Genomic DNA, 24,235 nt, shown 5'->3' on the forward strand with positions numbered 1-24,235 from the left:
AGCAGCGTCCGCGCCGCCCGGGGATCGACCAGTACGCATCAAGGAGACTGCATGGAAAATCAAGCGCTCGACGTCCGGGCCCACATCAATGGCCGGAGCATGTCCAGGTACCAGTGGCTGCTGCTCGGCCTTTGCTTCCTCATCGTCGCCACCGACGGCATGGACGTGGCGATCATGGGCTTCCTGGCCCCCGACATCATCGGCGAATGGGGCATTTCACGCACCGCGTTCGGCGTGGCGATGAGTGCCACGCCGGTCGGGCTGGCCATCGGCGCGCTGTTCATCGGCCCCATGTCGGACCGCTGGGGCCGCAAGCGGATGCTGCTCGGCGCAGTGGCGCTGTTCGGCCTGTTCAACCTGCTGAGCGCGGCCGCGGACAATATCGTGGTGCTCGGCCTGCTGCGCTTCCTGACCGGGCTGGGCCTGGGCGCGGCGATGCCGTGCTGCACCACGCTGCTGTCCGAGTACGTGCCGGAGCGCTCGCGCAGCACGCTGCTGGCCGTGATGTTTACCGGCTTCAACCTGGGCTCGGCGCTGATCGGCTTTGCCGCCGCGGCCTTGCTGCCATCGTACGGCTGGCGCGCGCTGCTGCTGATGGGAGGCGCGATTCCGCTGCTGTGCCTGCCTTTCTATATCTGGCTGCTGCCGGAATCGGCGCGCTTCATGGTAGTGCGCAAAGTGGCGTCGGACAAGATCGCGCGGACGCTGCGCCGCGTGTGCGGCGGCGAGTTCTCCGACACGACCCGTTTCCACGTCAGCGAACCGCCGGTGGCGACCGGCCATCCGGTGGCCACGCTGGTCTCGCCCACCTATAAATCGATGACGCTGTCGCTGTGGACCACGTATTTCATGGGCCTGCTGGTGATCTACCTGCTGGGCGGCTGGCTGCCGACGCTGATCCGCGATGCCGGCCTGCCGATCGAGCGGGCCGCCAGCCTGACCGCGCTGTTCCAGCTGGGCGGCACGCTGGGCGCGCTGGTCGTCGGCTTCTACATGGACCGCTGGCGCGCCAACCGCGTGATCGGGCTGGCCTATGGCGGCGGCGCCGTCTTCATCCTGGCGCTGGCCGCCAGCGACATCCACTCGGCGATGTTTACCGCCTTTGTGATGCTGGCCGGCTTCTGCATGAATGGCGCGCAGACCGGCATGACCGCCTTCGCACCGGCCTGCTACCCGACGGCGGTGCGCGCCACCGGTGTCAGCTGGATGCTGGGCATCGGCCGCTTCGGCAGCATCCTCGGCTCGTTCCTGGGCGGCGTGCTGCTGTCGATGGGCTGGGGCTTCTCGGCCGTGATCGCGATCCTCGGCATTCCGGCGGCCATTGCCGGCCTGGCGATCCTGCTGGTGCATGCCGGATCACGAGGCACCGCGAAGCCGGCCTGACACTGGCCATGCCGGCGGCGCGCAATGCGCGCGCCGCCGGCTGATCCGTAGCGCCGGAGATTCGCGAAACCCCCTACAGTACCGGCAAGGGCCTTCCTTGGCCCAGCCACATCGAAGGGGAATGCAATTGTTGATCGCCACGAAAAAAACAGTGAGCCTCGCCCTGCAGGGCGGCGGCACCTACGGCGCCTTTACCTGGGGCGTGCTTGACCGGCTGCTCGACGAAGAGCATCTGGAGTTCGATGCACTCACCGGCAGCAGCGCCGGCGCCATCAATGCCGCGGTCACCGCCGACGGTTTTGCCTTCGGCGGCGGCCGGCGCGGCGCACAGGCCGCGCTGCGCCGCTTCTGGACCACGCTGGGCCAGGTATCGCTGATGAGCCCATTGCAGCGTTCGCCCGTCGATCGCCTGACCGGCCGCTGGGACATGGCGCACACACCCGCCTATCACCTGATGGAAATGATGGGGGCCATCATCGGCCCGGTGACGAACCTGCCGCTCACCATCAATCCGTTGAAACAGTTCCTGTCGACGATGATCAACTTCGAGCGGGTGCGCGGCTGCGAGGAATTCGAACTGTTCATCGGCGCGACGAATGTGCGCACCGGTACCGGCAAGATCTTCACGCGCAGGGAGCTCGACGTGCAGAGGGTGATCGCCTCCGCCTGCCTGCCCACCGTGTTCGCCGGGGTGGAAATCGAAGGCGAACTCTACTGGGACGGCAGCTATGTCGCCAACCCGCCGCTGTTTCCGCTGCTCGAACGGCCGGCGCGCGACGTGATCGTCGTGCAGATCAACCCGATTGCCCGGAGCGAACTGCCGCGCAGCCAGGCCGACATCGCCAACCGCTCGAACGAGATCGCCTTCAATATCGCGTTCATGCGCGAAATCAGCTCGCTGTATTACACACAGCACCTCGCCGACGAGGAACGGGCGGCGCGCATCGCCGCCGAAGCGACCCGCCTGCACCTGATCAGCGGACTGGATACGCTGATGGACTACGGCTTCTCAAGCAAATTCAATTCCGAGCCGGGTTTCCTGGAAAAGCTGCATGGACTCGGCGTGGCGGCCGCCGAACAATGGCTGCGCGAGCACGGACACGACCTGGGTCACAGGACGACGCTCGACCCGGCGCGCATCTTCGCCGCCGACGTCGTCGCCGAACACCGCGCGTCATCGGCCTGTCACGTTTGATCCGTAGACTGCGGCACCATTACCATGTAGCCGGAGTACCGAATGTTGCAGAACAATCCGCAGGACGTCATTCATCGCGTGCAGCGCGACATCGCCGACAGCTACGACGAGGAGCTGGAACTGGAACTGGACGACCGCGATCTCGATCCCGACACGCTGCTGCCGCAGGGCGGGCGCAGCGACGAGGAAAGGGAGGCGCGCCGCGCCTACTTCCGCGAGCTGTTCCGGCTGCAGGCCGAACTCGTGAAACTGCAGGACTGGGTGGTGCACACGGGCCACCGCGTGGTCATCCTGTTCGAGGGCCGCGACGCGGCCGGCAAGGGCGGCGTCATCAAGCGCATCGCCCAGCGCCTGAACCCGCGCGTGTGCCGCGTGGCCGCCCTGCCGGCACCGAACGACCGCGAACGCACGCAGTGGTACTTCCAGCGCTATGTCTGCCACCTGCCCGCGGCGGGCGAGATCGTGCTGTTCGACCGCAGCTGGTACAACCGCGCCGGCGTGGAACGGGTGATGGGTTTCTGCACCGATGAAGAGTACGAGGAGTTCTTCCAGACCGTGCCGGAGTTCGAGCGCATGCTGGCGCGTTCCGGCATCCAGCTGATGAAGTACTGGTTCTCGATCTCGGACGAGGAACAGAATGCCCGCTTCCTGTCGCGCATCCACGATCCGCTGAAGCAGTGGAAGCTGTCGCCGATGGACCTGGAGTCGCGCCGCCGCTGGGAGGAATACACGAAGGCGAAGGAAATCATGCTGGAGCGCACCCACATCCCGGAAGCACCGTGGTGGGTCGTGCAGGGCGTGGACAAGAAAAAGGCGCGGCTGAACTGCATCGCCCACCTGCTGGCACAGATCCCCTACGAGGAAGTGGAACGGCCGGCGATCGCGCTGCCCGAGCGCGAATACCACGAGGACTACGTGCGCCGGCCGGTGCCGGCCGAGATCATCGTGCCGGAAATTTACTGAGGATTCATCCCGCGGCAGGATCGCGGCCAGCGCGACCGCGACGGTGCGGCAGCGCCGCGACCGGCCGTCCGCCCGATGCCGGCGACGGCTAGTTGATCGCGCGCTTCTCGCCGCCCGGCGTATGGTGCCAGGTCGGCCAGTCGTCGGCGCGCGGCAGGTTCGGCAAAGTCGGCAGCTGCGACTGTGCGTGCACCTGCGGTTCCGGCCGTGCCAGCGCCATCGTCAGCGCACTGATCACCTCTTCCTTGCCCTGCAGGCGTGCGCGCCACGTCACGTCGGCCGCCTGCCGTGCGGCCTTTTCCAGCTGGGCGATCCGCTCCAGCAATGCGATGCGGTGCTCGCAGGCGGCCAGCCGCTCGCGCAGGACCGCCATTTCCATCGCCTCGCCGCCCTGCCCTTCCCCGCCTGCCGCGCCGTCGACCTGGCGCAGCACGGCCTGGATCGCCTTGTCGGTTGCCGCCGGCGACGCGCCCGGCGCACCGTGCTCTTCGCGCCGGCCGATTTCGCCGTAAGCGCGTGCCAGTGCGGCCGAATCGATCTTCAGCGCGCCGTCGGCCGTGAATACCTTGTCCAGCCGGCCTTTTTCCAGGTCGCGGTAAATGGAAGCGCGGCTGCGCCGCGCCAGGCGCGCGGCTTCGGTAACGGTCAGAAGGGCCATGGATTCGCTCGACAGGTAAAGGGGCGAATGATGACGGCGGCATGACAGTTCGTCAAGGCATGTCTACTCCCCCATGGAACGCCGCCGCGTGCAGTGCTCTTTCGTCCTGGACGCAACAGTTTTCTACTGGCGGAACAGAAAGTCATTGCAGTTAACAAACTTTTATTGACAGTTGTTACTAAATTGATCAAACTGCTATACAATGAACAACATAAATAGCTGAGCGGCATCAAAATATCCGCCCCGCACTTCCCCTGCAGAAGCTGTACCAAGCACCTGTACCGCATCCCAGGACAACCCCGTCCGCCACGACATCCAACAGATGCGCAGGCTGGCATTGGAGCACACACTGCATGAGCGATTTAGCACTTTTCAGCACCATTCACGTCGATGAAGACACGTCCGTCAACCTCTCCCTGCACGACATCCTCAAGGATGCCGGCTATGTGGCATCGAGCACCCTCGCGGTCATCGACATCTCGACCGACCTGCCCGACGGAGAAACCGTATGGGGCGACACGCCCCTGCTGGGGCTGGTCGGCACTGACAAGATCTACGTGCGGCCGGGCGACTGGAAAGAACATTACAACGGCGAGTTCACCACCTTCCAGTTCATGGTGGAAGACAATGACGGCAACTACCTGTCTCTGGAACTGCGCGTGGTGATCGACCCGGTCAACGACGCGCCGACTGGTGCTGACCGCGACTTCGACCTGCCCAACCACGATCCGGTGGTGCTGGGCACCGATGATTTCGGCTTCAAGGACGCAGTCGAAGGCGATGCGTTCCAGTCCATCCTCGTCGAGTCCCTGCCGGCCGACGGCAAGATCCTGCTTGATGGCAAAGCCGTTACGAAAGGCACCGAGATTTCCGCCGCCGACATCGCCGCGGGCAAGCTGTCGTTCGTGCCTGGCGGCACCTCGGGCGGTATCGTCGAGATGGGCTTCCACGTGCGCGACAACGGCGGCATGACCGGAACCGGCGCGCAGGACACCAGCGTGAACACGAACTACCTGTCGTTCAAGGTGCCGATGCCGGAGATTACGGAACCCGAAGAACCGGGCAATCCGGGCAGCGGCGCACCGACGCTGGCCAAGATCGGCGACACGGTCTGGGAAGACAACAACGGCAACGGCATCCAGGATGCCGGCGAAGCGGGCATCGCCAATGTCAGCGTGGACCTGCGCGACGCCAGTGGCAATGTGGTACTGACGACCACCACCGACGCCGACGGCCAGTACAGCTTCTCGATCGGCACCGGCACCTACACCGTGGCGATCACCGCGCCAAAGGGCTACATCGCGACCGGCAAGAACGTGGGTTCCGACAGCGCCGTGGACAGCGACATCGATGCCAGCGGCCTGACCGGCGGCATCACCGTGGCCAAGGGCGACGTTTACGACAGCGCCGACGCCGGCCTGTACCGCTACGCCAGCATCTCGAGCACCGTCTGGAACGACGCCGACAGCGACGGCACGCTCGACGCGGGCGAAAGCGGCATCGGCAATGTCGCCGTGTCGCTGCTCGACGCGAACGGCAACGTCGTCGCCACCGCACGCACCGATGCCGATGGCCACTACACGTTCGGCGACCTGAAACCGGGCACCTACAGCCTGAAGTTCGATGCCGCCACGCTGCCCGAAGGCGTGAAGTTCGCCGCCGGCAGCGGCAGCACCGAACAGGTAACGCTGGCATCCGGCGAGAACGCGGTGTTCGAGGCGCCGGCCAATATGCAGCTTGGCAAGATCGCCAGCACCGTCTGGGAAGACCGCAATGCCAACGGCCTGCAGGACAGCGGCGAAACCGGCGTGGCCGGCGCCACCGTCTCGCTGATCGACGCAAAGGGCAACAAGGTCGCCTCAACGACCACCGACAGCAAGGGCAACTACACCTTCACCACGGCGGTTGGCAACTACTCTGTCGAAGTGACGAAGCCTGCCAGCTACACGTTCACCAGCCAGAATACCGGCAGCAACGATGCGCTCGACAGCGACGTCAATGCCAGCGGCAAGTCCGGCACGTTCACCGTGCAGGCCAACACCACGGTCGATCCGGCCGATGCGGGCGTCTACCGCTCCGCCTCGCTGGGCAGCAAGGTATGGTACGACTGCGATGGCGACGGCATCCAGGAGGCCGGCGAAAGCGGCATCAAGGGCGCCAAGGTCACGCTGCTGGACGCCAGCGGCAAGTCGATCGCCTCCACCACGACCAATGCCAGCGGCGACTACGCATTCACGGGCCTGAAACCCGGCACCTACAGCGTGAAGTTCGACACCTCGGCACTGCCGTCCGGCTACACGGTAACGAAACAGAACGCGGGTTCGGACGATGCGCGCGATTCCGACGTCGACGCCAAGGGCATGTCGCAGAAGGTGACGCTGGCTTCCGGCGAAAACAACACCAGCATCGACGCCGGCGTGGCGCAGATGGGCAGCATCGGCGACCGCGTCTGGCTGGACAGCGATGCCGACGGCATCCAGGACAGCGGCGAATGCGGCGTGGCCAACGTGGTCCTGACGCTGACCGATGCCAGCGGCGACGTGGTCGCCACCACGAAGACCGATGCCAACGGCAACTACAAGTTCAACGTGGCGGCCGGCACCTACAGCGTCAGCATGAAGACGCCGGACGGCTATGGCATCACCAAGCAGTACGCCACGAATGGCAGCTACGACAGCAACGCCGACGCCAGGGGCAACCTGGGCACCGTGACGGTGAAGGCCGGCGAAGCGGTGAAGACGCTCGACGCGGGCCTGACGCAGACCAGCATCCGCAGCACCGTCTGGGAAGACAGCGATTTCGACGGCGTGCAGGACAAGAACGAGTGCGGCATCGGCGGCGTGACCGTCAAGCTGTACGACGCCAGCCACAAGCTGAAGGCCACCACGGTCACGGCGTCGGACGGCAGCTACGCCTTCGACAAGCTGGCCGCCGGTTCGTACAGCGTCGAAGTGACGCGTCCGAACGGCTACTACACGACCAGGGCGAACGTGGGTTCGGACACGGCCGATTCGGACTTTGCCAACCTGGCCGGTTCGTCGAACGTGGCGGGCAGCGGCGTGTTCAAGCTGGCCGCCGGCCAGATGAAGACCGACGTGGACGCTGGCCTGTACCGCAAGGCCAGCATCGGCGACAAGGTGTGGCGTGACGCGAACCACAACGGCGTGCAGGACAAGGGCGAGGAAGGCGTCGGCAAGATCAAGGTCATGCTGTTCGATGCCGCGACCAGCAAGCAGCTGGCCGTCACCACCACCGACAGCAGCGGCAGCTACCTGTTCAGCAACCTCGATCCGGGCAGCTACTACCTGAAGTTCGACAAGGCCAACGTGAAGTTCACCGATTCCAAGGGCCTGACCTATGCGATGAACGACTGGAAATGGGGTGCGCAGAATACCGGCAAGAACGACCAGGTCGACAGCGATGTCAAGGGCGACGGCGTCAGCAAGACCAACCTGACCCAGACCGATGCCACGTTCCTGTCGTCCGGCGAGAACGACCGCAGCTGGGATGCGGCGATCACGCCGATCGCCATCGACCTGGACGGCAACGGCATCCAGACGATCGCCCGCGGCGACTTCGCCGGCAGCTTCGACCTGCTGGGCACCGGCAGCGCGGTCAAGTCGGGCTGGCTGTCGTCCGGCGACGCCTTCCTGGCGATCGATGCGAACGGCAACGGCCGGATCGACAGCATCGCCGAACTGTTCGGCGGCGCCAGCAAGGGCAGCGGCTTCGCGAAACTGGCATCGTTCGACAGCAACGGCGACGGTTTCGTGACGGCGGACGATGCGCAGTTCGGCGCGCTGACGCTGTGGCGGGACGCCAACGGCAACGGCGTCACCGATGCGGGCGAGCTGGTCTCGCTGGCGCAGGCCGGCGTCACCTCGCTGGCGGTGTCGTTCGAGGAACTGCCGTTCGTCGATGCCAACGGCAACCTGCACCTGGAACGCAGCAGCGCCGTCGTGAATGGCCGGGAAGTGTCGATGACCGACGTGTACTTCAGCGTCGACGCGGCCGACGCCGCGGCTGCCGGCATCGATGCGGCCAACATGGCCCAGCTGATCGGCCAGACCGCGACCGCCACCATCGCTTAAGCCACACGCCGCGCGCAGCACATACCACATGTGCCGGCATGCAGCCGGCACCATTGAACAACAACGAGAACACCATGAATAACATCACCCTGAAACTGTCCGCAATCGCCCTGGGCGCCGCCCTCTTCTCCACCGCCGGCGCTGCCGGCCTCGCCGCTGGCCAGGTCGATACCCACCACATCGCAACGCTGCGCGCGACGTCCAGCTATACCGCTCCCGCCAGCGGCATGTCGGTTCAGAGCTGGGACGTGGCCGACGCGAACGGCAAGGTCTTCCTGGCGCTGTGCGTCGAGCCGGGCACGCCGCTGGCTTTTAAAACCGCCGACTACAAGGCCACTGGCGCCTTCACGTTCGCGGCCGGCAAGGACGACGCCGTCGTGCGCCAGTCAGCCATCGCGCGCCTGTACTCCCACTATTACGGCGACATCACCGGCACCACGCTGGATGCAAAGCAGGACAGCCTGAGCTTCCAGCTGGCGCTGTGGGAACTGAACAACGACAACGGCAACCTCAAGGATGGTACGCTGGCATTCAAATGGAATGACACGACCTCCAGCTGGTCCCAGAACAAGCCGGAATTCCAGGGCATCCTGAACACGGCTGCGGAAATGATCTCGTGGTCGAGCGTTGCCACCAATCCGGTCGAGCAGGCGTACAGCTTCACGCAGTACACGATGACGGGTTCGCAAACCATCGTGGTGGCCACGCCGGTACCGGAACCGTCGACCTACGCCATGCTGGGCCTGGGCCTGGCCCTGGTCGGCTTCACCGCGCGCCGCCGCTCGAAGCGCTGATCGCTGCCCGCCCCGCCGCGGGCGGAAAACACAACGGGCGCCGCGGCGCCCGTTGTTCATTGCATCGCCAGCCTCAATCCAGGTCGGCCGCGTCGTGCCGTTCCGGCACCTGCTGTTCCGGCGGGCCCTGCAGCCGGTTCACGCGCCGACCGCGTGCCACCGCCGGGCGCGCCGCCACCTCGTCCGCCCAGCGCCGCACATTGGTGTATTCGTGCACCGACAGGAACTCGCCGGCGCCATACAGATCGCCCAGCACCAGCAAACCGTACCACGGCCAGATCGCCATGTCGGCGATCGTGTACTCGTCGCCGGACACGAAGCGGTGGCCGGCCAGCTGGCGGTCCAGCACATCGAGCTGGCGCTTCGCTTCCATCGCGTAGCGGTCGATCGGGTATTGCAGCTTCTCCGGCGCATACGCGAAGAAATGGCCGAAGCCGCCGCCGACGAAGGGAGCCGAGCCCATCTGCCAGAACAGCCAGTTCAGCGTTTCCGTGCGCGCCCGGATTTCGGTCGGCAGGAAGGCGCCGAATTTCTCGGCCAGGTAGACCAGGATCGAGCCGGATTCGAACACGCGCAGCGGCGTTTCTCCGCTGCGGTCAAGCAGCGCCGGGATCTTCGAATTGGGATTGATGTCGACGAAGCCGCTGCCGAACTGCTCGCCGTCGCCGATGCGCACCAGCCACGCGTCGTACTCGGCGCCCGCGTGGCCCAGCGCCAGCAGTTCTTCGAGCAGGATCGTGACTTTCTGGCCGTTCGGCGTGCCCAGCGAATACAGTTGCAGCGGGTGTTTGCCGACCGGCAGCTCGCGGTCGTGGGTGGCGCCGGCCACCGGCCGGTTGATGCTGGCAAAGGTGCCGCCGGATGCCGCGGGCGGCGTCCACACGGCCGGGGGCACGTATTTCGGGTTGTCACTCATGCGTTGTATCTCCTGTACGGGTCATGGCCGCGCCGGCCGAGGGCGGCCGCGCGGCGCAGGGACCGCTAGTTTGGCATGGTTGCGAAAAATGCGTACGGCGGGCCCGCATCCGGCGCCGCCCGGCCTGCGCGCTTGCTCTACGCGGCCCGCCCGGCGCTGCGCTCCAGCGTCTGCAGGTCGAGCGGACGCGTGAGCCGGTAGCGCGCCAGTGCCGCGGCGCCGACGGCGACGGCGTCGGCGCCAAAGTGCGAAGTGCGGATCTCGGGCGGTGTCAGCATCGCCGCTTCCGCATAGCCGGCGAGGACCTGCCGCGCCGGCCCGGTCAGCGCGTCGCCGAGGCGCAGCGCGGGGCCGCCGATGACGATCGCCATCGGATCGAAACCGGCCCACAGGTTGTTCAGCAGGATACCCAGCTGGCGCCCGGCCGCCGCGACGGTGGCACAGGTCGACGGGACATTGTCGGCCACCCGCTTGTACAGCCGTTCCAGCGCCGCGTAGCTGGGCCGCTCGTCGCCCAGCAGCGCCGCCAGGCCGATCAGGGCATCGGCGCAGCCGCGGCGCCCGCAGGTGCACGGTGGGCCGTCGGCCTGCAGGATCGCATGGCCGACTTCGCCGCCGAAACCGTGCATGCCGGTCAGCAGCCGGTCGCTGACGATGATGCCGGCACCGACGCCGTAGCTGATCGACAGGTAGATCAGCGGATCGCCGGCCGTCTCGCGGGAAAACTCGAGCTCGGCCAGCGCGGCCACGTTGGCCTCGTTCTGCATGTACAGCGGCCGCCCTTGCAGCACGGTACCCGCGAAGTGCGCCTCGACCTGGGCGCGCACGTCCACGTTGCGCCAGCCCAGGTGGGGCGCGTGGCGCAGCATGCCGGTGTTCTCGTCGACGGCGCCATGCAGGCCGATGCCCACGCCCAGCACCTGCCGCGCGCCGCCAGCGGTGGACGGGCGCGCGAGGCGGCGCGCCTGCCGCACCATCGCCTGTGCCGCCAGCCGGATGCACGAAGCCGCGTCGTGCGCATCGTCGTAATCGATGACGCGCGCGTCGAGCACTTCGCCCAGCAGGTTGGTGGCCAGCACGCGGGCTTCGTCGACACCCACTTCCGCGCCGATCAGCGCCAGCCGGCCAGGGTCCAGGTGCAGCGGGGTGGCGCGGCGCCCCACTTCGCCCGTCACCAGCAGCGCGCTCTCGGTGAGCCAGCCCTCGTCCATCAGCTCGCGCACCAGCTGGCTGACGGTGGACTTGGTCAGCCGCAGTTCGTCCGACAGCGCCGCGCGCGACAGGCCGGGTTGCACGCTCACCTGGCGCACCAGCGCCATCCGGTTCAGTTGTTTCAGGAGTTGCTGGTCACCGGTAACGGGCATGGCGGATCTGGGTCGATTGCAGTGGGCGGATTATGCAGCACCGGCGGCGCCGATGCCAAAAAATGCCCGCTCAATCCGCTGCGCGTTCGGTGCCGCGCAAGCCGTTGGTGGAGACGTTTCCATCGAACGTTGGTTTTTTGCCTCAGGCTGTGAAGATTTTGCAACGGATTCGGCGGCGGCAAAAGTTCGATGAGCGCGTCAGCACAGCTGGCCGCGTTTTTTTGTTGCTGATGGACACGTTTCCAGAAGTCGTTGATTTTGCTGTGAAAACGATTTCTTGGAAACCGTTTTCCATCGTATTACGTAAGGTACGTATGACCGAATGATGACGTAAATCCCTGCTCCGACAGGGTTTTTTTCGCATTCCGGACACAATTTTATTTGTTCGCCCGATTGACCAATTACGTCAATTTTCTTACTCTTGTGTAAATTCCGCCAGCCGGCAATGCTGCAAAGACAGCATGCGGCGCGCTGAAGTCCCGCGGTGATCGGAACGCAGGGACATGTGAATTTGGCAGGACCAATGACGTCGCACCCTTGCCCCGGGCGCGTCGTTCCACATCAGAGAGGAGACACCGTGCTGTACAGATCCAAGGGTTCCATGGAACTCAATGCTTTCCCCAATACCACGCACCGCCTGATCGCCATCGCCGTCGCCGGGGCTTGCGCCACGCTGATGGCGCCGGCATTCGCACAGGACGCCACCCAGGCAGCCCCGGCAGTAGCCCAGGCCGCCACGGGACCGTCGGCCCAGGAAGCCGCCAGCAATGTGGCCGGCAACGTCGCCGACCCGAGCGCACCAGCCACCGTCGTCGTCAAGGGCATCCGCGCCTCGATGCAGTCGACGCTGAACCTGAAGCGCAACTCCGACGGTATCGTCGACGGCATCGTCGCCGACGATATCGGCAAATTCCCCGATACCAACCTGGCCGAATCGCTGCAGCGCATTTCCGGCGTGTCGATCGACCGCAACCGCGGCGAAGGCGCGCAGGTTACCGTGCGCGGCGTCGGTCCGGACCTGAACATGGTGCTGCTGAACGGCCGCCAGATGCCGACCTCCAACCTGGGCGACCTGGCCGGCCGTGCGTTCGACTTCTCGAACCTGGCCTCGGAAGCCGTGTCGCAGATCCAGGTCTACAAGAGCTCGCGCGCCGACACGCCGCCGGGCGGCATCGGCGCGACGCTGAACATCATGACGGCGCGCCCGCTGGAACTGGGCAACATGGCCAGCATCGGCGGCAAGGTGGTCTATGACACCTCGAACGACAACCTGCCGCAGGAAGACGCGGCGAAGCGTTCCTACACGCCGGAAGTCTCGGGCATCTACAGCACCACCTGGGGCGACGGCAAGTTCGGCGTCTCGGTCAGCGCCAGCTACCAGGAACGCAACCTGGGCGTGAACCAGGCGCAGATCACCAACGGCTGGAAGGGTCCGTACACCGCCACGCAGACCGGCGTCACCGGCGTGATCCCCCTGCCCGGCCAGCCCGGCTCGGAGAACATCACCAACCGCCCGGACGGCAGCGACGTCTATTCCGTACCGCAGAACATCTCGTACTTCATGCGCGGTTCGCAGCGCCAGCGCACCAACGGCCAGCTGACGTTCCAGTTCCGCCCGAACAAGGACCTGACCTCGACGCTGGACTACACCTACTCGCTGAACAAGGTGCAGACCAAGTACCACGAGCTGTCGGCCTGGTTCAACCACGGCCCATCGGTTTCCAGCTGGACCGACGGTCCGGTGGCGGCGCCGATCTTCTACCAGGAGAACGTGGCCAACCAGGATATCGCGATGAACGGCGGCGACTTCGCCACCAAGTCCGAGAACAAGTCGATCGGCTTCAACACGCAATGGCGCGCGACGCCGGACCTGCGCCTGACGTTCGACGCGCACCACTCCACCGCCGTGTCGCAGAAGGACAGCCCGTTCGGCTCCAACAACGACCTTGCCACTGTCAGCTTCAGCCGCGGCAACACGCGCGTGCTGTTCGATAACGAAATGCCGGTGCTGTCGATCGAGGGCGCCGACTTCAACCGCGCGCCGATGCAGGTTTCCGGCTCCTGGTTCCAGGACGGCTACCAGAAGATGGAAATCGACCAGGCCCAGGCCGGCGGCCGCCTGAAACTGTGGGAAACCTCGGAACTGAACTTCGGCCTGTCGCTGACCAACGTGAAGAACCGCTCGGCATTCCAGCAGGTGCAGAGCGATTCGTGGGGCGGCGCCACTTCGCCGGCGGACTATCCGCAATCGATGTTCCGTCCCGACACGCTGTCGCAGTACTTCGACAAGCTGGGCGGCCACGACAACCCGGCCATGTTCCAGCAGATCCACCTGTTCGACTTCGCGGCGATGCGCCAGCGGGTGTCGGACGCCACCGGCAAGCCGGCGCTGTATCTGCCGAGCCTGGCCAATCCGGACTACGACCGCCGCACCACGGAGAAGAGCCGCGCGCTGTACTTCCAGCTGAACACCGAGTGGGATACGGCGATGCCGATGCACACCGGTATCGGCTTCCGCTACGAGAAGACCGACGTGCAATCGACCGCGCTGTCGCAGACCGTGTCGGGCGTGAACTGGGTGGCGCAGAACGAACTGCCGTTCGTCTTCTCGGGCAAGGACTTCACCAGCCTGACCGGCAAGTACCACCACATCCTGCCGAGCCTGGACTGGGACATGAACGTGCGTGACGACTTCAAGGTCCGTGCCAGCTATGGCCACACGATCGGCCGTCCGCGCTACGACCAGATCCAGGGCGGCACCAACATCAACCCGACCGGCAACATCAACTACGGCACCGGCACGCGCGGCAACCCGGCGCTGGAACCGGTCAAGTCGAAGAACCTGGACCTGTCGGCGGAGTGGTACTACTCGCCGCAAAGCACGATTTCGCTGGGCCTGTTCCACAAGTCCCTGTCGAACTACGCCGGCCAGAGCGTGAACATGGAAGCGTCGCCGACCGTGACGACGCCGGTGGGCGGCGCCTACTGGAACGCGGCGCTGGCGTCGGGCTGCATCAACACCGACACCACCTGCATCCGCAACTACATCTTCCGCAACTTCAACGGCCAGCCGGGCGTGGTGCAGGGCGCGGACAACGCGGCCGGCAACGCCACCGGCACGATCTCGGGCATCCCCGGCAATCCGGCCGTGCAGTACCAGATCACGTCGTTCGTCAACGAGAAGTCGGCCAACGTGAAAGGCGCGGAAGTCAACTGGCAGCACATGTTCGGCACAAGCGGCTTCGGCGTCCAGGCCAACTACACGTACGTGAAGTCGAACCTGGCCTTCGACAACGCCGGCTCGGGCAACCAGTTCGCGCTGGTCGGCCTGTCGGATTCGGCCAACGTGATCGGTATCTTCGAGAACGACCGCTGGTCGATCCGTGCCGCGTACAACTGGCGCGACGAGTTCCTGTCCTCGGTCACCGACCAGGCGGGCCCGAACCCGCAGTACGTCGAGCCGTATGGCCAGGTCGACCTGTCGATCGGCTACAACCTGACCAAGAACCTGACGCTGCAGTTCGAAGGCATCAACCTGAACGACGAAACGCAGCGCGTGCATGGCCGCAACAAGAACATGGTGCTGTCGGCCACGCAGGGCGGACCGCGCTACATGCTCGGCGCGCGCTACAAGTTCTGATGTAGTCAAGGGCGGCATCCGCGAAGTGGCCGGGCCGGCACTTCGCACCAGGCGGGCCGTCTTCGGACGGCCCGTTTTTCGTTGCAAAGCCGTGAAGAAAGTGAATGTCAAACTGATACTTATCAGAAATTTAAGGTAGAATGCCGCGGCATGGCCTGCGCTCTGTGGGCACCGTCAATGCCGGAAAGACCCTGTGCCGCACCACGACCTGCCCTATCCCCGCCTCGAGATCGACCGCAACCGCGCGGAGTTCGCCGACGCTGCCGTCGAGGACCGTTTCAATCGCCATCACCTGCCGGAGCGGACTTCCCAACTGAAGGTCAGCCTGCTGTTCTGCGCGGCGTTCTACGTGGCGTTCGGCGCGACGGACGTGGCCACGCTGGGCCCGACGGCGACGGCGTGGGCGATGATCGCACTGCGCCTGATGGTGGCGGTGGCCGCCGGCTGCAGCTGGCTGGCGATCACGCGCCGGCCCGAGTCGGTGCGCGTGGCGGTGCTGGCCGCCTGCGCGGTCGAGGTGGTCGGCCTGGCCGTGTTCATGGTGCTGTGCTGGTACCAGCCCTCCGCAACGACCTGGAACGTGATGTCGCAGGCGCTGATCCTGATGGCCATCTACATCAATATTCCGAACCGCTTCGTCTACGCCGCCTGGATCGCCATCGGCTCGAGCATCGTGTTCTGCGCCATGCTGCTGGTCCAGGGGTTCCTGAAGATGGACGACCAGGTAGCGCTGGTATTGCTGCTCATGCTCGGCAATACGCTCGGCTACATCGGCGCGCGCCGCTTCCACCTGGCCCAGCGCGAGGAATTCCGCTCCGCCCTCCTGCTGCAGCAACTGGCCGACCGCGACCCGCTGACCGGCTGCTACAACCGCCGCGTGCTGCAGAAAGGCCTGCTGGATGCGGAACTGGCGCGCGCACGCCGCTACGGCACCGCGCTGTCCGTGATCCTGTGCGACATCGATCACTTCAAGCGCATCAACGATACGCATGGCCACGCGGCCGGCGACCACGTGCTGCACGAGTTCGGCGCGCTGCTGCTGGAGATGACGCGCGAAACCGTCGACAGCGTGGTGCGCTACGGCGGCGAGGAATTCCTGCTGGTGCTGCCCGAAACGGATCTCGAGGGCGCCCGCGCGCTGGCCGAACGGATTCGCCATGCGTTCGGCAGCACCGGCAGCGCGGTCGAGTTCGGGCATTTCGTGACCGCCACCGCCAGTTTCGGCATCGCCTCGATGGCGGCGCTCGACCCCGATACGCCGGAGTCGCCGGCGGAGCTGGTCGAGATGGCCGATGCGCAGCTGTATGCCGCCAAGCGCGGCGGGCGCAACTGCGTGCGCGGGGTGTTGGTGACGGCTGACCGGATGCGGTCGACGGCCTGAGTACCGCCTGGCGCTTACCGCGGCGGAATCGCGCCGCGGTGCGCCAGCTTCGCGGCGGCGACCCGGTTGGCCAGCGCGGCGGCGCCAGCGGGCGCCTCGCCGCGCAGCACGGCGGCCAGGTAGGCGCCGTTCCAGGCGTCGCCGGCGCCGGTGGTGTCGACCACCGTGGCGGCAACGGCGGGCACCGCGGTGCACTGGCCGCGCAGCCACACCTCGCATCCCTCTTCGCCGTGCTTGACCACCGCGTGCTCCACCAGTTCATGGGGCGCACCCGGCAGGATGGCGGCATCGGCCGGCAGGCTCGGAACCAGGATGTCGACGAAGGGCAGCAGCTCGGCGCACGCCTCGCGGGCGGCCTGTTCGTCCCCCCACAGCCGCGGGCGGTAGTTCGGGTCGTACGCAACCAGCACGCCATGCTCGCGGGCGCAGCGGGCCGCCGCCAGCGTGGCGGCGCGCGCACCCGGCGAAATCGCCTGCGTAATGCCCGACAGCAGGATGCAGCGGGCGGAAGCGATGAACCCTTCGTCGATATCGGCCGCCACCATCCGCGAGGCAGCACTGCCCGCGCGCCGGTACGTAAACGAGCGCTCGCCGTGCGCGTCGAGCGAGATGAAGTACACGCCGTTCTCGCCCGGCACCAGTGGCGCCTGGCCGACGTCGATGCCTTCCGCCTGCCAGGCGGCGATCAGGCCGGGGCCGAACGGGTCGTCGCCGACGCGGGTGGCGAACGCCGTGCGCGCGCCCTGCCGGGCCGCGGCCACCAGCGCATTCAGGACATCGCCACCATAGGCCCTGGCGAACCGTTCGGCGCTGGCCAGCGGCTCGCTGGCGTTGAACTCGACCATGCATTCGCCCAGGCCGACCAGGTCGAAGCGGCGCGCGGCGCCGGCGTTATCGTGTGTGCTCATGATTTTCAGCGGAAGCGTTAACAAGAAATAAAAATTGGCGGTAACGCTATCACCTTCCGGGCCTCGTGCATAGCGCTTTTGCTGCGGCGCGGCACGCGGCCGTGCGCCGTCCGCACACATGGTCGGGTATAACGTACGGCGACGGGACCGGCACCGGCCGCCGATGCCTCCCTACGCCAAGGAGACCAACGATGAACGTAGCGAATCTCGGTATCGGCAAACGCCTGGCTTTCGCCTTTGGCACCCTTTGCATCATGTTGATCGCCATGGTGCAGCTATCGAACTCCATGCTGTCGCGGGTGAACGATGGCACCCATGAAATCGTCAACAACCGGATGCCGAAGATCGACGCCACGGTCCGTGTGCAGAGCGAGATCAACGACATCGCCATCGCGCTGCGCAACATGCTGCTGTATGTGGATCCGGCGGACCAGCAGCGCCAGCGCGAGGCCATTCTCGCGTCCAGGCAAGCCATCGAGACGGTCCTGCGCGACCTCGATAAAACACTGGAAAACCCGAAGGCGCGCGAACTGCTGCGCCAGATGCGCGCCGAGAACGAGCGCTACACAACAGGCCAGGAGACGATATTCGGCCACCTCGGCAGCGGCGCCATCGACGATGCGCGCGCCTTCCTTGGCACAGAGGTCAGGCCGGTGCTGGCACGCCTGAAACAGGCCATCTCCGAGCAGGCGGCGGTGCAAAGGGAAATCAGCGCGGCAGCCGCCGACGCGGCAACCGCCACCTACATCAGCACGCGCAACCTGATGTGGGGCCTGGGCTTCGCCGCCGTCGCGCTGGCGGCGCTGGTGGCCTGGTGGATCACCCGCTCGATCACGGCACCGGTCAGCCAGGCGCTCGGCGTCGCCAATACCGTGGCGGACGGCGATCTCACCAGCCGCATCGAGGCTGCCACGCGGGATGAACTGGGGGACCTGCTGCGCGCACTGCGCAGGATGAACGAAAGCCTGGCCGCCACCGTCACGACGGTGCGGCGCGGCACCGACATCATTGCCACCGCCGCGGCCGAGGTGGCGAACGGCAGCCAGGACCTTTCCGCCCGCACCGAACAGCAGGCCAGCGCGCTGGAGCAGACCGCATCGTCGATGGAACAGCTGGCATCCACCGTGAAGCAGAATGCCGACAATGCGCGGCAGGCCAACACGCTGGCCGGCGCCGCGTCGGCCGTCGCCGCGCGCGGCGGCGACGTGATCGCCCGCGTGGTCGGCACGATGGACGAGATCCGCGCGTCGGCCGGCCAGATCGGCGACATCATCGGCGTCATCGACAGCATCGCTTTCCAGACCAATATCCTGGCGCTGAACGCCGCGGTGGAAGCGGCCCGCGCCGGCGAACAGGGCCGCGGCTTCGCCGTCGTCGCCTCGGAAGTGCGGACACTGGCGCAGCGCTCGGCGGCCGCGGCCAGGGAAATCAAGGAGCTGATCGGCGCTTCCACCGACAAGGTGGCGGCCGGCAGCCAACTGGTCGGCGAAGCGGGTGCGACGATGCGCGACATCGTCGACAGCGTCCAGCGGGTCACCGACATCATGGGCGAGATCTCGTCGGCCACTGTCGAGCAGTCGGCCGGCATCGAGCAGATCAACCGCGCCGTGGTGGAAATGGATGCCGTGACCCAGCAGAATGCGGCGCTGGTCGAACAGGCCGCCGCGGCATCGGAATCGATGAAGGAGGAGGCGGCGCGGCTGGCGCAGGCGGTGGCGGTGTTCAGGATCGGCGACGATGCGCAGGCAGCGCGGCACACGGCGCCTTTACGGCTCGGCTAGCGGAGCATCGGGCTGCAGGTCATCGGGCTGGCCATTACCCGTCGTGCCGGCTCAGGCGAACGTCTGCCAGTTGCGCTGCGCGGCGGCGGCGTCGGCTGGTTCGTGCTCGGCGCAGTCGATGCGCAGGAAGGCGATCGGCAACGGCGCGCCGACCAGGGCGCAGTGGTGCGGCGCGGCGGCGCCGGGAAACTTGTTGGGCTCGAAATGTCGGCACGACAGGCAGGCGCGCAGTTCCGGGAAGCGCTCGGTTTTCTGCAGTTCGGCGATGGTCTTGAACAAGCCCGTCAGCAATGCCACCTGCAGCGGCTGCGGCAGCGCCGACACCGCTTCGTCGGCGAAACCCAGCGCACCTTCCAGCCGCCCGGCCAGTTGCTCGCCTTCGGGCGTCAGCAGCAGCGCGGTGGCGCGGCCGTCGTCCGCCGCCCGGGTCTTGCGCACATAGCCCTTCGCCACCAGGGCCGCCACGGAATCGCTGGCGCTGGCGGTGGAAATCGAAAGCTGCTGGGCCAGCCAGGACAGGCGCATGCCACGCACGCGGCGATGCAGCAGCTGCACGATGTCGGCCTGCGCGGGATTGAGCTGTTCGGCGGTGGATGCAGCCCACATGCCGGACCGCAGCACGCTGGCCAGCCGCGCCATCGCGGTGACGATGCGGGCCGACAGGTCCGGCGTCGCATCCCACGGGGTTTCGGGCGAGATATCCATTCGCGCAGGGTACGCCCGTCACCCGCTTATGTCAAGGAGTCCTAATCTTCCTCGGCCTTGATATCAGGCGGTGTCGAACCTCAGGTAGCGCGCCGCGAGCGCATCGGCGCTCATCGGCGCGCCCAGCAGGTAGCCCTGCACCACGTCGCAGCCGGCGTGGCGCAGCCAGTCGAGCTGGCGCTGCTCTTCCACGCCCTCGGCCACCACGGTCAGCCCGAAGCCGCGCGCCAGGGCCAGCACCGCGAGGATGATCGTCTCGCCGCGCTGCGGCAGCATCTGCACGAAACTGCGGTCCACCTTCAGCTGGTTGATCGGGAAGGTCTGCAGGTAGGCCAGGGACGAGTAGCCGGTGCCGAAGTCGTCGATCGCCAGCCGCACGCCGAGCTGCCGTACGGCCTGCATGAAGGCGATGGCGCACGTGACATCATCCATCAGCAGGCTTTCGGTCAGCTCCAGCTCCAGCCGGCCAGGCGCCAGGCCGCTGTCGGCCAGCGCGCGTTTCACGTCGCCGATGAAGCCCGGTTCGCGCAGCTGCCGTGCCGACATGTTGACGGCCAGCGTCAGCGCCGGCGCACCGGCACGCTGCCAGCCCGCCACGTCGGCGCAGGCCCGCTGCAGCACCCAGCTGCCCAGTTGCACGATCAAACCGCTTTCCTCGGCGATCGGAATGAACTCGGCCGGCGACACCGGCCCGTGCTCCGGATGCCGCCAGCGCAGCAGCGCCTCGACGCCGACCAGCTCGCCGCTGGCGCAGGCGAACTGCGGCTGGTAATGCACGGCCAACTGGCCGGCATCGATGGCGCGGCGCAGCTCGCGCTCCAGCGCGGCGCGGCGCAGCGTGGCCGCCGTCATCGCCGGCACGAACTCGGCCAGCCGGTTGCGTCCGGCCTGCTTGGCGTGGTACAGCGCGGTATCGGCACTGCTGACCAGGTCGCTCAGCGTCTCCGCATCGTCCGGAAACAGGCAGACGCCCACGCTGGCGGTGGCAAAGAACTCCCCGCCCGCCACCGAAATCGGCTGGCGCAGCGCCTGCGTGACGTTGCCGGCGATCGCCAGCGCCATGGCGCGCCCCGGCACGGGCGCCACGATGATGGCGAATTCGTCGCCGCCGATGCGGCCCACCAGGTCCGACGCGCGCACCGCGCCGGACAGTGCGGCAGCCACCTTCTTCAGCAGCGCGTCGCCGGCGGCATGGCCGGCGGTGTCGTTGACGGCCTTGAAATGATCCAGATCCACCAGCAGCAATGCGACCTGGCTGCCGGCCGCGCCGGCCTGTTCGAGCGCCCGTTCCAGCCGCTCGTAGGTCGCGTGCCGGTTCGGCAACTGCGTCACGTGGTCGGTATGGGCCATGTAGTCGAGATCGCGCTCGGCGGCCGCCGCCCTGGCACGCGCGGCGCGGCCCAGCGTGGCCACGACCAGCATCGCGCCCAGCGACGCCACGGCCAGCAGCGCAATGTAGCGCAGCATCGCCGCGCGCAGCCGTTCGGTTCCCACGTGCAGCACCGTGTGCCCCACGACGGCGCCGCGATAGCGCACCGTGTCGGTGACGACAATGCCGTCGTCGCGTTCGCGTCGCGCGGCCTCCAGCGTCGTCGGCAGCCGGCTGTCCGGATAGGAGAATTCGGCAAAGCGGCGCCCGCCCCTGTCGTAGATGCCGACCGCCTTCAGGCCCTGCGCGTAGCGGAACGCCCGCAGCGTCTCCTGCGCCACTTCGCGGTCGCCGAACATCAGCGGCGCGGTCACGCTGTCGGCCACGATGGCGGCCTGCACGCGGGCGCCTTCCATCAGCGCCTGGCGGATCTCGAGCAGCTGGTAGGCGACCAGTACCACGCCGGCGATCACCAGCGCCGCCGCCATCGCCAGCAACTGGCCGCTGCGCAGCGTCGCCGCGATCGGCGTGCGGTCGCGCGCCGCGGCCGGGGTCGAAAAGAGCTTCATCGGACGTTCCTGGCCAGCCGCAGCAGGCGCGCGCTGAGGCGCAGGCCGGCACGCGCGGCTTCCCTCGTATCGATGTCGAAGCGCAGGCGCTGGTCCTCCTCCACCAGCGCCACGGCGCCGGCGTAGCCATTGGCCGGCTCGTCGACGATGACCAGCGTGCCGGTACCGTCGGCGGCCGGGCGCGCCGCGCCGGCGTGCAGCACGGCCATGTCGCACGCGGTATCCGCGCCCGGTTCGACGACGGCCACCGTGCGCCCGCCCACCGGCTTGCCTTGCAAGCCTCGCAAGCCCTGCCACAGCACGTGGCCGCTGCTCACGCAGACATTGAGCGGCCGCGCGAGCGCCCGGGCGGGCCATGTGGTGAACTGCGCGATGTTATAGATATAGGCCGCCTTCAGCACCGCATCGTCGCTCTGGGCGCGGCCGTGCGGCGCCGCGACGAGCAGCGCCAGAACGGCGGCAGCCAGGCATTCAGAACGCATGGCCTATCTTGACGAGCACCGCGCGGCCCTCGCGCGCGATAGCTTCCTGCACGAAGGCCGGACCGGCCGGATCCGCGTAGCGGCGCGCGGTCGCGTTGTACAGGCTGATCGACCAGTCCAGTTTGCCGGTGTGGCTGGCCGGACCGAGCGTGACGTTCCAGGTGCAGAAGCCGCCCGTTTCGGCATTCTCGGTCAGGCGCCGCGACGTGCACTGGCCTTCCGTGCCCAGCCGCAGTGCATCGCCGGGCAGTGCCCAGGTGGCGTTCAGCTTCAGCAGGTGGCGCGGCGAATTGACGATCCACTCGCCCGTGTCGTCCGCCGCGTGCTGGTACGTGTAACTGCCGCGCACCCGGGTGCCGCCCGCGAACAGGCGTTCGGCGGACAGTTCGAAGCCGTCGGCCGAGGCCCGCTCGGTGTTGTCGAACATGAGAATGCCGTCCGGCCGCAACGTCTCCGTGATCAGGCCGTCGATGCGGTAATGGAATGCCGACACCGCCAGCTTGCTGTAGGCGTCGGGCTGGCGTTCCCAGACCAGCTCGCTCGTGGCGATCTCCTCGGCGCGCAGGGCCGGATTGGCGTCGGCATAGGCGTCGACGTCGTAATACAGTTCGTAGGCGTTCGGCGAGCGGTAGGCGGTGCCGTAGATCAGCTTCAGCGTATCTTTCGGCCCCGGGTGCCAGATCAATGCCGCGCGGGGGTTGACGCGGCTGCCCGTGGTGCTGTCGCGGTCGTAGCGCACGCCGGCGTTGAGGATCAGGTCGGGCGCGAGCCGCGCTTCGTCCTCGATGAAGACGCCGGCGCGGCTGTCGGACCGGCGGTCGTCCATCGCCGCCTCGTATGGGTCGAGGTCGAAGTTGAACTGGTCGCGGCGGGCATTGCGCTGCACGTCGACCCCGGCCAGCAGCTTGTGGCCGGCCAGGCCGGTATACGTGGCGGTTGCGTTCAGTCCGTACCACGCGGCGTGTGTGCCATCCACGTTGATGCGCGGCCTGTCGTCCTCGTCGGGGTACAGGCCGGCGCCGAGGTAGTCCGCCCGGCCCCACTCCAGCCGGGCGGACAGCGACAGCGCGTCCGACAGCGGCGCGCTGTAGCCCACCCCGGCGAAGCTCTGCGCATCGCGCGTCGCGTTCGGCGTGTTGAACACCGCGCCGAACGATGCCGTGGGTATGCCCTTCACACGCGTCACGTGGCCGGCGCTGAACGACAGCGGGCCGCGCGTGGCTTTCACGAACGCGCTGCGCGACCGGTCGTGGTCCAGGCCCGTGGCAAGGCCGTGGTTCTGGGCGGGCGTATCGAATTCGGCGGCGTAGACGTTGCCGCCGTCGCGCGTGAAACCGCTGACGGACAGCAGCACGTCGGTGCCGTCCTGCGCGTGGTAGCCCCAGCTGGCGCGGCCGCGGCGCTCGCCCTTGCTGCCGGCCGCCAGCGCGGCGCGCGGCCCGGAGAGCGCGCTGCCCGACTTGGTGACGATGCTGATCACGCCGAACAGCGTGTTCGAGCCATACACCGCCGCACCGGGCCCCGGCACGTATTCGATGCGCTCGACGAGGTCCATGTCCAGCAGGCCCTCGGTGCCGATCGATGCCTGGTCGTACACGCTGTCGTTGACGCGCACGCCGTCGATCAGCAGCAGGAAGCGGCTGTTGTAGTCGCCCGGCCGCTGGAAGCCGCGTGCCCCGAGGTAGGCGTAGTTGCGGTCGTCCGAGATGTACAGCCCCGGCAGGCTGGCCAGTGCCTCGCCCAGCGTGCGCCAGCCATGTTCACGCACATCCTGCGACGTCAGCACCGACACGGCGGACGGCGCATCGCTGATCCGCTGCGCAAAGCGCGAGGCGGAGGTGACGACGGTAACGTCCATCAGGCTTTCCAGCGGCATGGCCGCCAGGTCGCCGGACGGTTCCTGCGGATCGGCATGGGCAAACGCGGCTTGCAGGGCCAGCACCAGGATGAGTTGATGGCGCACGAAGGGACGGGGCATGGCGGCGGGCTGGGCGTGGAACGTGGGGACACGCTATGTCGATGTTCCGCTGTTCAAC

The 24,235-nt window shown here is 67.1% G+C and carries 17 protein-coding genes; 9 read left to right on the forward strand and 8 right to left on the reverse strand.

The window, feature by feature from the left end; genetic code table 11:
• Positions 1-51: 51 nt before the first annotated feature.
• The 3 genes from ACY34H_RS03475 (at position 52) to ppk2 (ending at position 3,541) form a co-directional block, all read left to right on the forward strand.
• Complete coding sequence (locus ACY34H_RS03475; protein WP_464976097.1) at positions 52-1,383, forward strand: MFS transporter; 1,332 nt, start codon at positions 52-54, stop codon at positions 1,381-1,383.
• Between the two features lie 151 nt (positions 1,384-1,534).
• On the forward strand, positions 1,535-2,578 hold the full coding sequence (locus tag ACY34H_RS03480; protein ID WP_464976098.1) for a patatin-like phospholipase family protein: 1,044 nt from the start codon (positions 1,535-1,537) through the stop codon (positions 2,576-2,578).
• 42 nt (positions 2,579-2,620) lie between these two features.
• Complete coding sequence (gene ppk2 / locus ACY34H_RS03485) at positions 2,621-3,541, forward strand: polyphosphate kinase 2 (protein ID WP_464976099.1); 921 nt, start codon at positions 2,621-2,623, stop codon at positions 3,539-3,541.
• Between the two features lie 88 nt (positions 3,542-3,629).
• Here the strand turns inward: ppk2 and ACY34H_RS03490 are convergent, their stop codons facing one another.
• Positions 3,630-4,199 carry a hypothetical protein gene (locus ACY34H_RS03490; protein ID WP_464976100.1) on the reverse strand — a complete coding sequence of 190 codons (570 nt, stop codon included), beginning with the start codon at positions 4,197-4,199 and terminating at the stop codon, positions 3,630-3,632.
• Positions 4,200-4,552: 353 nt separating this feature from the next.
• Here ACY34H_RS03490 and ACY34H_RS03495 point away from each other — a divergent pair, with 353 nt between their 5' ends.
• Together ACY34H_RS03495 and ACY34H_RS03500 are read left to right on the forward strand one after the other, a co-directional pair.
• On the forward strand, positions 4,553-8,290 hold the full coding sequence (locus ACY34H_RS03495) for an SdrD B-like domain-containing protein (protein WP_464976101.1): 3,738 nt from the start codon (positions 4,553-4,555) through the stop codon (positions 8,288-8,290).
• Between the two features lie 74 nt (positions 8,291-8,364).
• Positions 8,365-9,084 (forward strand): PEP-CTERM sorting domain-containing protein, encoded by a 720-nt coding sequence (locus tag ACY34H_RS03500; RefSeq protein ID WP_464976102.1) that lies wholly within the window; start codon positions 8,365-8,367, stop codon positions 9,082-9,084.
• 73 nt (positions 9,085-9,157) lie between these two features.
• Here the strand turns inward: ACY34H_RS03500 and yghU are convergent, their stop codons facing one another.
• Both yghU and ACY34H_RS03510 read right to left on the reverse strand, forming a co-directional pair.
• Positions 9,158-10,000, reverse strand: a complete 843-nt coding sequence (gene yghU / locus ACY34H_RS03505) for a glutathione-dependent disulfide-bond oxidoreductase (RefSeq protein WP_464976103.1) — start codon at positions 9,998-10,000, stop codon at positions 9,158-9,160.
• Positions 10,001-10,137: 137 nt separating this feature from the next.
• Entirely contained in the window at positions 10,138-11,364 is a 1,227-nt protein-coding gene (locus ACY34H_RS03510; protein ID WP_464976104.1) for an ROK family transcriptional regulator, read from the reverse strand.
• Positions 11,365-11,426: 62 nt separating this feature from the next.
• On the opposite strand from ACY34H_RS03510, the gene ACY34H_RS03515 reads away from it, so the two are divergent.
• The 3 genes from ACY34H_RS03515 (at position 11,427) to ACY34H_RS03525 (ending at position 16,385) form a co-directional block, all read left to right on the forward strand.
• Entirely contained in the window at positions 11,427-11,690 is a 264-nt protein-coding gene (locus ACY34H_RS03515; protein ID WP_464976105.1) for a hypothetical protein, read from the forward strand.
• A gap of 251 nt (positions 11,691-11,941) precedes the next feature.
• Complete coding sequence (locus ACY34H_RS03520) at positions 11,942-15,004, forward strand: TonB-dependent receptor (RefSeq protein WP_464976106.1); 3,063 nt, start codon at positions 11,942-11,944, stop codon at positions 15,002-15,004.
• Between the two features lie 193 nt (positions 15,005-15,197).
• A complete protein-coding gene (locus tag ACY34H_RS03525) occupies positions 15,198-16,385 on the forward strand; it encodes a GGDEF domain-containing protein (protein WP_464976107.1) in 1,188 nt (395 codons plus the stop codon).
• 14 nt (positions 16,386-16,399) lie between these two features.
• Here ACY34H_RS03525 and ACY34H_RS03530 read toward each other — a convergent pair whose 3' ends face one another.
• Entirely contained in the window at positions 16,400-17,293 is an 894-nt protein-coding gene (locus ACY34H_RS03530) for a sugar kinase (protein WP_464976108.1), read from the reverse strand.
• 191 nt (positions 17,294-17,484) lie between these two features.
• Here ACY34H_RS03530 and ACY34H_RS03535 point away from each other — a divergent pair, with 191 nt between their 5' ends.
• Positions 17,485-19,074 carry a methyl-accepting chemotaxis protein gene (locus ACY34H_RS03535; protein ID WP_464976109.1) on the forward strand — a complete coding sequence of 530 codons (1,590 nt, stop codon included), beginning with the start codon at positions 17,485-17,487 and terminating at the stop codon, positions 19,072-19,074.
• Positions 19,075-19,125: 51 nt separating this feature from the next.
• Here ACY34H_RS03535 and ACY34H_RS03540 read toward each other — a convergent pair whose 3' ends face one another.
• The 4 genes from ACY34H_RS03540 to ACY34H_RS03555 form a co-directional block, all read right to left on the reverse strand.
• Positions 19,126-19,779: a MarR family winged helix-turn-helix transcriptional regulator gene (locus tag ACY34H_RS03540; RefSeq protein WP_464976110.1), complete on the reverse strand. Its 654-nt coding sequence runs from the start codon at positions 19,777-19,779 to the stop codon at positions 19,126-19,128.
• 63 nt (positions 19,780-19,842) lie between these two features.
• Entirely contained in the window at positions 19,843-21,717 is a 1,875-nt protein-coding gene (locus tag ACY34H_RS03545; protein WP_464976111.1) for a putative bifunctional diguanylate cyclase/phosphodiesterase, read from the reverse strand.
• Positions 21,714-22,199, reverse strand: coding sequence for a YfiR family protein (locus ACY34H_RS03550; RefSeq protein ID WP_464976112.1), 486 nt, complete (start codon positions 22,197-22,199; stop codon positions 21,714-21,716). The genes ACY34H_RS03545 and ACY34H_RS03550 overlap by 4 nt, the downstream gene beginning before the upstream one ends.
• A complete protein-coding gene (locus ACY34H_RS03555; protein WP_464976113.1) occupies positions 22,189-24,177 on the reverse strand; it encodes a TonB-dependent receptor plug domain-containing protein in 1,989 nt (662 codons plus the stop codon). The genes ACY34H_RS03550 and ACY34H_RS03555 overlap by 11 nt, the downstream gene beginning before the upstream one ends.
• Positions 24,178-24,235 lie beyond the last annotated feature (58 nt).

The organism is Pseudoduganella sp. jia 9 (genome assembly GCF_055502615.1).

What these genes read in the sequence shown, in the direction of transcription:
- ACY34H_RS03475 (WP_464976097.1), top strand. Translation starts at nt 52, where the DNA reads ATGGAAAATCAAGCGCTCGACGTCCGGGCCCACATCAATGGCCGGAGC.
- ppk2 (WP_464976099.1), top strand. Translation starts at nt 2,621, where the DNA reads ATGTTGCAGAACAATCCGCAGGACGTCATTCATCGCGTGCAGCGCGAC.
- ACY34H_RS03490 (WP_464976100.1), bottom strand. Translation starts at nt 4,199, where the DNA reads ATGGCCCTTCTGACCGTTACCGAAGCCGCGCGCCTGGCGCGGCGCAGC.
- ACY34H_RS03495 (WP_464976101.1), top strand. Translation starts at nt 4,553, where the DNA reads ATGAGCGATTTAGCACTTTTCAGCACCATTCACGTCGATGAAGACACG.
- ACY34H_RS03500 (WP_464976102.1), top strand. Translation starts at nt 8,365, where the DNA reads ATGAATAACATCACCCTGAAACTGTCCGCAATCGCCCTGGGCGCCGCC.
- yghU (WP_464976103.1), bottom strand. Translation starts at nt 10,000, where the DNA reads ATGAGTGACAACCCGAAATACGTGCCCCCGGCCGTGTGGACGCCGCCC.
- ACY34H_RS03510 (WP_464976104.1), bottom strand. Translation starts at nt 11,364, where the DNA reads ATGCCCGTTACCGGTGACCAGCAACTCCTGAAACAACTGAACCGGATG.
- ACY34H_RS03515 (WP_464976105.1), top strand. Translation starts at nt 11,427, where the DNA reads ATGCCCGCTCAATCCGCTGCGCGTTCGGTGCCGCGCAAGCCGTTGGTG.
- ACY34H_RS03530 (WP_464976108.1), bottom strand. Translation starts at nt 17,293, where the DNA reads ATGAGCACACACGATAACGCCGGCGCCGCGCGCCGCTTCGACCTGGTC.
- ACY34H_RS03535 (WP_464976109.1), top strand. Translation starts at nt 17,485, where the DNA reads ATGAACGTAGCGAATCTCGGTATCGGCAAACGCCTGGCTTTCGCCTTT.
- ACY34H_RS03540 (WP_464976110.1), bottom strand. Translation starts at nt 19,779, where the DNA reads ATGGATATCTCGCCCGAAACCCCGTGGGATGCGACGCCGGACCTGTCG.
- ACY34H_RS03545 (WP_464976111.1), bottom strand. Translation starts at nt 21,717, where the DNA reads ATGAAGCTCTTTTCGACCCCGGCCGCGGCGCGCGACCGCACGCCGATC.
- ACY34H_RS03550 (WP_464976112.1), bottom strand. Translation starts at nt 22,199, where the DNA reads ATGCGTTCTGAATGCCTGGCTGCCGCCGTTCTGGCGCTGCTCGTCGCG.
- ACY34H_RS03555 (WP_464976113.1), bottom strand. Translation starts at nt 24,177, where the DNA reads ATGCCCCGTCCCTTCGTGCGCCATCAACTCATCCTGGTGCTGGCCCTG.